The organism is Rothia sp. (in: high G+C Gram-positive bacteria) (genome assembly GCF_030540545.1).
Classification (GTDB): Bacteria; Actinomycetota; Actinomycetes; order Actinomycetales; family Micrococcaceae; genus Rothia.
In genome coordinates this window covers 19559-27419 of sequence record NZ_JAUNVZ010000011.1, presented here as the reverse complement: position 1 = coordinate 27419, position 7861 = coordinate 19559, and the positions used below count along the sequence as shown (strand labels likewise).

6 protein-coding genes are annotated in these 7861 nt (G+C 57.9%); 2 read left to right on the top strand and 4 right to left on the bottom strand.

Annotated elements, in window-relative coordinates:
* The coding region (locus Q4P78_RS08505) for a hypothetical protein (RefSeq protein ID WP_303339949.1) at window positions 1-278 on the top strand (278 nt) is incomplete at its 5' end.
* Window positions 279-430: 152 nt separating this feature from the next.
* Window positions 431-973 (top strand): GNAT family N-acetyltransferase, encoded by a 543-nt coding sequence (locus tag Q4P78_RS08500; protein ID WP_303339948.1) that lies wholly within the window; start codon window positions 431-433, stop codon window positions 971-973.
* 729 nt (window positions 974-1702) lie between these two features.
* On the opposite strand, the gene tyrS is transcribed toward Q4P78_RS08500, so the two are convergent.
* The 4 genes from tyrS to Q4P78_RS08480 form a co-directional block, all read right to left on the bottom strand.
* Window positions 1703-3007, bottom strand: a complete 1305-nt coding sequence (gene tyrS, locus Q4P78_RS08495) for a tyrosine--tRNA ligase (protein ID WP_303339947.1) — start codon at window positions 3005-3007, stop codon at window positions 1703-1705.
* A 121-nt stretch (window positions 3008-3128) separates the two neighbouring features.
* On the bottom strand, window positions 3129-5429 hold the full coding sequence (locus tag Q4P78_RS08490; RefSeq protein ID WP_303339946.1) for an AAA family ATPase: 2301 nt from the start codon (window positions 5427-5429) through the stop codon (window positions 3129-3131).
* A gap of 125 nt (window positions 5430-5554) precedes the next feature.
* Window positions 5555-6103 (bottom strand): adenine phosphoribosyltransferase, encoded by a 549-nt coding sequence (locus Q4P78_RS08485; RefSeq protein WP_303339945.1) that lies wholly within the window; start codon window positions 6101-6103, stop codon window positions 5555-5557.
* 107 nt (window positions 6104-6210) lie between these two features.
* Window positions 6211-7806, bottom strand: a complete 1596-nt coding sequence (locus Q4P78_RS08480; RefSeq protein WP_303339944.1) for an AMP-binding protein — start codon at window positions 7804-7806, stop codon at window positions 6211-6213.
* Window positions 7807-7861: the final 55 nt, after the last annotated feature.

The window sequence follows — 7861 nt, the reverse complement described above, 5'->3', positions numbered from 1 at the left end:
ACACTATTGAGTTCTCAAGCAACAAACCACACCCAACATCAACACCACAACTAGGCGAATCAACCAGGAAGGTTATTTTCAATTTTCGTCACCGTCTCGCGGCGACTCATATAACTATACGGGGTTTCCAGACCCCACGCAACCCAAAACAGGGTATCCCTACTCACATCGTAGGGGTTTTTTCTGAGAAAACCCCGGAAAATCAAGGGAAAACAGCCCAAAAAATTCTTCATATTTTCTCAAAAATCCCTCCAAGCAGCCTGGGGACAGCCCTCTAAGAGCGGATTAGGGGCTTCTGAGAGGGATCTTCCGCCCTATCTACAGGTATCAAAAGCCCGATGCCCTACTCCCCTGCCCTATACTCCCTGCTCCCCTAGAGAGCAACAGATACGCAGAGAAGCTCCCCACTCTTCTGCCCTATGATGAAACCATGAACAACACCCCAGCATCTATCACCCTACGCCCACTCACACTCGAAGACTACCCCGCATGGTACACAGGCTACGCCAAGCGCCTTCCCTCCCAGCATCCATACGATGAAGGAGCAATCGACATGGCGCACGCAAGCATCGACACCTACGCCGCCATGATCCGATACCACGCCACCCGTGCACAGGCACATGAAGAATATATTCTCGGCATCTTCTCGAGCCTCACACATGAACACCTCGGCATGGTATCCATCAATATTCTCGACACAGATCTCAAATGGGCAGAACTCGGATACCAAATACACAATCACCAATGGCGCAAAGGATACGGGTACGCTGCGCTACAAGCTGCAATTGAACGAATGCCAGAGCTGAGTATTCGACGCTTAGAGGCATACACCTACGAGGACAACCTAGCTTCTCGATCACTACTAGCCAAAGCAGGATTTGAACTCGAAGGTATTCGACGATCATTCCTCTACGACAACGGTATCTGGAATGATCAACACGTATACGTCTATATCAATGAGGATATTGTCTAGGTTTGAGACTGACGTATGTGAGTTCTGAGTTCCCGAGGCTGGGTCACGGTTTGAGTAAAGAGCATTTGTGCTTATGGTTGCGTTTGTGAGTTGGAGGCGAGAGCAGAGGCTTTTCTAGGTATAGTCGTAGCACGAGAGAAGGGCGTTCGCGCACGGGTTTCGTGATTAGCTTCCCGGCTTCAGGGTGGCTGTATTCCAGAGGTTTCTCACGTTTTCTTGATTGTTTTAGGTTTCCTCCCCGCGTCGCGAATAGTATTTTTCGTCGCGAGGGAAGACACCCCTCGCGACGAAAAATACTATTCGCGAGGTGAAAGGGTAGGTCTAAAAATCATTCACCAGGACAGCGTCCCATGCGTTAGGTATTCGAGTCGATTACCTAACGCATGGGACGAGCCCCAGGGAGTAGCGTTTTCGAGAGCACTTGCGATTGTCTTTTACCTGGGCTAAAGAGGCTCATCCCATGCGGGTGTTTTAGCCACAGCATAGCCGGATTGCCGACCGTAGCCTTGCCGGATAGCCAGCCGTAGCCTTGCCGGATTGCTGACCGCAGCCTAGCCGGATTGGGTAAAAGTAAAAGGTCTGAAAGACACACATAGATGTATATCTTTCAGACCTTTTAGTGTCTGGAATGCTATCGAATATCCAGCTTCAAACTATCACTGACCCAATCAGCTAATAGATGAGCCATCGTTCACCGGTGCTTCGACTCATAGCTATGAATCGAGAGGACTAAGCAAGAGTAATACCAGCCATTGCCTTCTTACCGCGACGCACAATAGCGTACTTGCCGTGCAGCAGCTCATCAACGGAAATAACAGCATCTTCACCGGAGACCTTCACACCGTTGACAGATGCGCCGCCTTCCTTGAGGATTCGGCGAGCCTCGGAGTTGGAAGCTGCCAGACCGGTTGCAGTGAGCACAGAAATCATACCCAGCTCATCAGCCTTCAGTTCAGCATTCGGCAGCTCCGCGATCACGGAAAGCAGAGTGGATGCGTCCAGAGCCGCAAAATCACCCTTACCGAAGAGCGCCTCGGAGGCTGCAATAGCCTGCTGCGCCGCCTCGGCACCGTGCACCAGGGAGGTCACCTCGTACGCCAGACGCTTCTGCGCCTCACGCTTGAAGGGCTCAGCCTCAACCTTTTCGCCATACTCTGCAATCTCTGCACGGGTCAGGAAGGTGAAGACCTTCAGACGATCCAGTACATCCGCATCGGCAGTGTTCAGCCAGAACTGGTAGAAGGAGTAGGGGGAGGTCATCTCGGGGTTGAGCCAAATAGCGTTACCCTCGCTCTTGCCGAACTTGGTGCCGTCAGAGTTAGTAATCAGCGGGGTACCGATTGCGTGCACGCTCTTGCCCTCAACCTTGCGGATCAGCTCGGTACCGCTGGTGAGGTTACCCCACTGGTCGGAACCGCCGGTCTGCAGGGTGCAATTGTACTGGCGGTTGAGCTCCAAGAAGTCCATACCCTGCAGAATCTGGTAAGAGAACTCGGTGTAGGAAATACCCTCGTCAGAGTTCAGGCGCTTTGCCACGATTTCCTTCTTAATCATGGTACCTACGCGGAAGTTCTTACCGATGGTACGCAAAAAGTCCAGTGCGGAGAGCTGGCCACCCCAGTCGAGGTTGTTCACCATGCGCGCTGCGTGCTCACCCTCGAAGGAGAGGTAGCGTTCAATCTGCGAGCGCAGGGACTTGACCCATTCCGCCACAACCTCGGGAGAGTTCAGCACACGTTCGCTGGTCTGACGGGGGTCACCAATCAGACCGGTCATGCCACCCACCAGACCGATGGGGTTGTGACCTGCAAGCTGCAGGCGACGCATGACCAGCAGCTGCACGAGGTGGCCCAGGTGCAAGGATGCTGCGGTGGGGTCGTAACCGGTATAGAAGGTCAGGCTTTCATCGCTCAGTGCTTTTTCGAGTGCCTCTTCGTCGGTGCTTACGTGCACCAGGCCGCGCCATTTGAGCTCCTGCCAAATGTTCTCGAAGGTATCGTCATTGTGCTGCGCATTGAGGATGTCGGCAGACATTTTTCTCCTATGAGGTGTAGAAATAACGGTGTGTGCTCTGTGGGCACACACCGTTAATCCTAGCAAATATTCACCCGACACGCGTAGTGTCGCGGGTCTTAGACTCGGTTATCTCGGGAGCTTATGCGCTCTGCTCCAGACCTGCAGGCATACGCGAGCCGACCAGGTGCAAACGCTGGGTGGGGCGAGTCATCGACACGTAGAGGTCACCCACAGCACCGTCTGCATTGTCGATCAGCTGCTGCGGTTCGACAATAATCACCACGTCAAATTCCAGGCCCTTAGCTTCCCAGGGAGTGAGCACGAGCACCTGGTTTTCCAGGGCGTTTTCGCTGGTGCCGACCTTATCGGAGTGGGCGCGTGCCACGGCAGCGGCTACCTGCAGGTAGTGCTCGGGCGGGGCGATGACACCGATCAGGGCGCCGCCGGAGGAGTGCACTTCTTCACTCACTGCCTGCACGGTTCGTTCAATAACTTCCTCCGGCGCAACCTCGTGAATCAAGGGTGCCCAATTGCCTTCGCGTACGGCACGGGGAGCAGCCAGTTCGTAGCCGGCTGCGCGCGCGACCGCTACCGCCGCATCGGCAATCTGTGCCGGGGTACGGTAGTTAATGGTCAGCTCATCCAGGCTAAAGCGCTCCCCCACGAAGGGTTCGAGTGCCTGCGCCCAGCTGGTTGCCGCGGCGGCGCTGGATGCCTGGGCAATATCACCCACCACGGTGAAGGACTTCATGGGGCAGCGGCGCATGAGCAGTCGCCATTGCATGGGAGAGAGTTCCTGAGCCTCGTCAATGACCACGTGGCCGTATGCCCAGGTGCGGTCGGATGCTGCCGCTTCGGCTGCGGTCATACGGTTCTGGGTGACCTCGTTCATGGCAGCAATCTGCGCTGCGGTCAGCACACCGTCCAGACCGATATCCGCCAGGGACTGGTTCACGTTATCCAGGGTCTTGGTTGCGTTCTCCAGGTTACGCTGGTGCTCTGCGGCGGCGCGGGCTGCCGCGGCGGCACCGGTAACCTTGGAGAAGTCACCCAGCAGCTCGGCTGCCTCATCGAGCAGGGGCACATCCGCTTCGGTAAAGGGTTCGGATGCGTCACGGCGCAGCAGTTCGCGTTCCTGCGGCTTAAGCGAACGCGCGGCGGACTGCAGGTAGTGATCCTTGGAGTAGAGCGAGCGCAGCAGGGTCTCCGGGGAGATGGGCATCCATGCCAGGTTCAAGGCGCGGCGCACATCCAAGGAGGAACGAACATCTTCCTGCAGGTAGGGGCGGTCGACCACATGGCCGGCTGCCTCGTTGAGCTTTGCGTCCAGGGCTGCGGTGAGGTCCTTGAGGAGGATTTTCACGAAGGTTTCGCGTGCCTCATTGTGCGGCTTGCCGGTGGCACGGGCGCGGGAACGGGCGTGACGCACCATATCGGGGGTCAGCTCCACCTCGGTGCCTTCAACGTCGAGCTTCTGCACCTCGGTGGGGATCTTCTGACGGTCCTTGACGGCGCGGGCGATAACCTTAGCCATGCGCAGATCACCCTTCAGGGCTGCAACGGCGCGATTCTCTTCGGGCACGGCGTGCAGACCCGGGTAAAGGGTCGCCAGGGATGCCATGACCACGCCGGTTTCACCCAGGGAGGGCAGCACGCGCTCAATGTACCACATGAAAGAGTTGGAGGGACCAACCACGAGCACGCCAGCCTTCGCCAGGCGTTCGCGGTTGGTGTAGAGCAGGTAAGCTGCTCGGTGTAGTGCCACGGCGGTTTTACCGGTACCGGGGCCGCCCTGAACCACACGCACGCCGGGCAGTTCGGAGCGGATAATCTTATCCTGCTCCGCCTGGATGGTGGCGACAATATCGCCCATGCGGCCGGTACGCTTCTGGTTCAGCGCAGCCAGCAGGGCACCCTCACCGTGCAGTTCGTCGGCGTCGGTGAGCATCTGCTCATCAAAAACGTCATCTTCGATATTTGCCACGGTGCGATCTTCAAGCATGAGGTGACGGCGGCGGCGCACCCCCATGGGCGTGAAGGCGGTTGCCTGGTAGAAGGTGCCGGCTTCGGGCGCGCGCCAGTCCATGAGCAGGCGCTGCTGCGCCTCGTCGGCAATACCAATGCGACCAATATAGCGGGTGAAGTCCTGACCGTCGCGGCGCATATCCAGGCGGCCGAAGACCAGGCGTGAGTCTACGGAGTTCAGCTGTGCCAGGCGGTCTTCGTAGTGGGTGGCGAAGGAGTCGCGTTCGGAGCGGTTTTGGTGGCCGCTGCCCACTTCGTTTTTGCGCACATTGGCAAGTTTCTGCTGGGTTTCTTCGCGCAGCTGGTCCAGTCGGTCATAGACTCGGGCGACGTATTCGCGTTCGGTGGCCAGTTCGCGGGCGTATGCCTGTTCTGCGGCGTGGGACAGGTCTTTGTCCTGATGTTCCTGGCTCATGTGCGCTCCTTGGATTGATTGAAAACTAAGGTACATAATTTTACCTGAGTTAACTCAATGGAGCGAAATAAAAGCGTCCACCCCGCGCGAACGGGATGGACGCTTCAATAACCTAGATGTGAGAGCTACTCAGAGACAATACTCAGGCTCTCCACGCGATACTTGCCTTCCAGAGCTTCGCGACCGCCCAGGCCATCCAGCTCCAGCAGTGCTGCGGCGCCCGCGACCTTCAGGCCCGCACGCTCAACCAGCTTAGCCGAGGCGACCAGGGTGCCGCCGGTTGCCAGGATATCGTCCAGCAGCAGCACGCGAGTGCCCGGTTCAAAATCATTGCAGTGAATCTCAACCGCTGCGGTGCCGTACTCCAGGGAGTACTCTTCGCGGTAGGTTTCACGCGGCAGTTTGCCTGCCTTGCGCACGGTCATGACACCCTTGCCGGTGGCGTAGCCCAGGGCTGCCGCAAGCAGGAAGCCGCGCGCCTCCACACCGGCGACCACATCGTAGGTGCCTTCAAAGCGGGCAGCGAGTTCGTCAATTGCTGCTTTGAACACTTCCGCATTCGCAAAAAGGGTGGTGACATCGTAGAACAGGATGCCCTTGTGCGGGTAGTCCGGAATGGTCACACAAGCCGAAGGGATCAGGGACTGCATGGGTTCGGGCGCGGTTGCGCTCATGAATCTCTCTTTCAGTTTTCCGGCCTGTGCGCCGGGAAGTCTGCGTGCGGTGCGTCGGTTCCTTGAACATACCGGGTGCGGTGCCAAGGAACCCTTCACACACGATTCTACTCTTTTTCGCTCAGCTTTGCCCGCAGGTCCTTTTTGAGGATCTTGCCGGTAGCGCCCAAGGGCATGGAGTCAACGAAAATATAGCGGCGCGGGAACTTATAGGCTGCCAGCTGCTGGCGTGCCAGCGCATCCAGGGCAGGCTGCACAATACGCTCGTCATAGCCTTCGCGCAGCACAATCACTGCAACCACTTCTTCGCCGTGCTGCTCATGGGGCACGCCGATCACCGCGGCGGTGGCCACAGCCGGATGAGTGTAGAGTACATCTTCGACTTCGCGCGGGTAAACGGAGTAGCCATTGCGCAACACCATATCTTTAATACGGTCCACAATAAAGATATTACCCTCTTCATCCAGGCGGGCAAGATCGCCGGTGGCAAACCAACCGTTATCCAATACCGTCTCGCTCGCCTGGGGGTTATTCCAGTAGCCAGCCATCACGCACTCACCACCAACCCAAAGCTGACCGGTCTCCCCGGCGGGCAGTACAGTGCCGTCCATATCGCGCACCTGCACCTGCACGCCGTCAATAGCACGACCCACCGAGCCGATCTTTAGCCCGTATTTCTTCTGGTTAAAAGAGACCACCGGGGAGGTTTCGCTCAACCCGTAGCCCTCATAAATCGGGCAGCCAATCAGGGAATCCAGGGCGTGGTGGGCACTTGCGGGCAGAGGCGCACCGCCAGAAATACCGAACCGAATCTGGCCCTGCAGGGAGGCTGCCGCTTCCGGGTTCTGCTCCAGGGCAGCAATCAGCGCCAGATACATGGTCGGCACGGCTGCCAGCACACTCACGCGAGCGCTTGCCAGCAGCTCAAGAGCATCGGCGGGCACAAAACGAGGCAGTAGCGCGGTGGTAGCACCCACGGCAAAAACCGCATTCATAGAGACCGTCTGGCCGAAGGCGTGGAAGAGCGGCAGACCGCCAAAAACAATGTCATCAGAGTGGAACTCAAAAGCGTCCACGCAGGAATGGGCATTGGAGAGGATATTAGCGTGGGTCAGAGTCGCGCCCTTAGCTCGACCGGTGGTGCCAGAGGTATACAGAATCAGGGCGGGGGTATTCGGCTCAACCGCTACCGGCTCAAGCTGCGCGCCGGGTTCGTGGAAAGGAGCCAGCAGAGAGCCAGCCTGCGCAAAAGCCGCGGCAGAGAAAATCTGTACCGCCACGCTACCATTGCGCACGGGTACGGTGGAGGGCGCCTCATCGGCAAGGCGGGTGCCCTCCCAGGCGAGCAGCAGCTTAGCGCCCGAATCCTGCAGCTGGTGGGTTAGTTCCGCCCCGGAGAGCAGCGGGTTGAGCGGCACGCACAGGGCGCCGGATGCCACAATGCCGTAGTATAGGGCGGGCATGAGCGGAATATTGGGCATGGATAGAGCCACACGGTCGCCGGGTTCAATACCCTGCTCTGCCAGATATAGCTGCACTCGGGCTGCGGCGGAGAGCAGCTTCGGGTAGCTAATGGATACCTGGCTCTCCCCTGCCGGGGCGATGAGCGCCGGGTGCTCACGCTGAGCATGCTGAGTAATCAGGGAGGCAATATTATGCTGAGCTGATTGGGGGGTCTCGGAGTTTTCGCTTCGGTGCGACATATCTATCCTTTCAATCGGTTATCTGCGCCCCGACAACATTGGGAGCGCACGCAAT

Excerpts from the sequence above, each read along its gene's own strand:
- Q4P78_RS08500 (WP_303339948.1), top strand. The coding sequence starts at position 431 with ATGAACAACACCCCAGCATCTATCACCCTACGCCCACTCACACTCGAA.
- tyrS (WP_303339947.1), bottom strand. The coding sequence starts at position 3,007 with ATGTCTGCCGACATCCTCAATGCGCAGCACAATGACGATACCTTCGAG.
- Q4P78_RS08490 (WP_303339946.1), bottom strand. The coding sequence starts at position 5,429 with ATGAGCCAGGAACATCAGGACAAAGACCTGTCCCACGCCGCAGAACAG.
- Q4P78_RS08485 (WP_303339945.1), bottom strand. The coding sequence starts at position 6,103 with ATGAGCGCAACCGCGCCCGAACCCATGCAGTCCCTGATCCCTTCGGCT.
- Q4P78_RS08480 (WP_303339944.1), bottom strand. The coding sequence starts at position 7,806 with ATGTCGCACCGAAGCGAAAACTCCGAGACCCCCCAATCAGCTCAGCAT.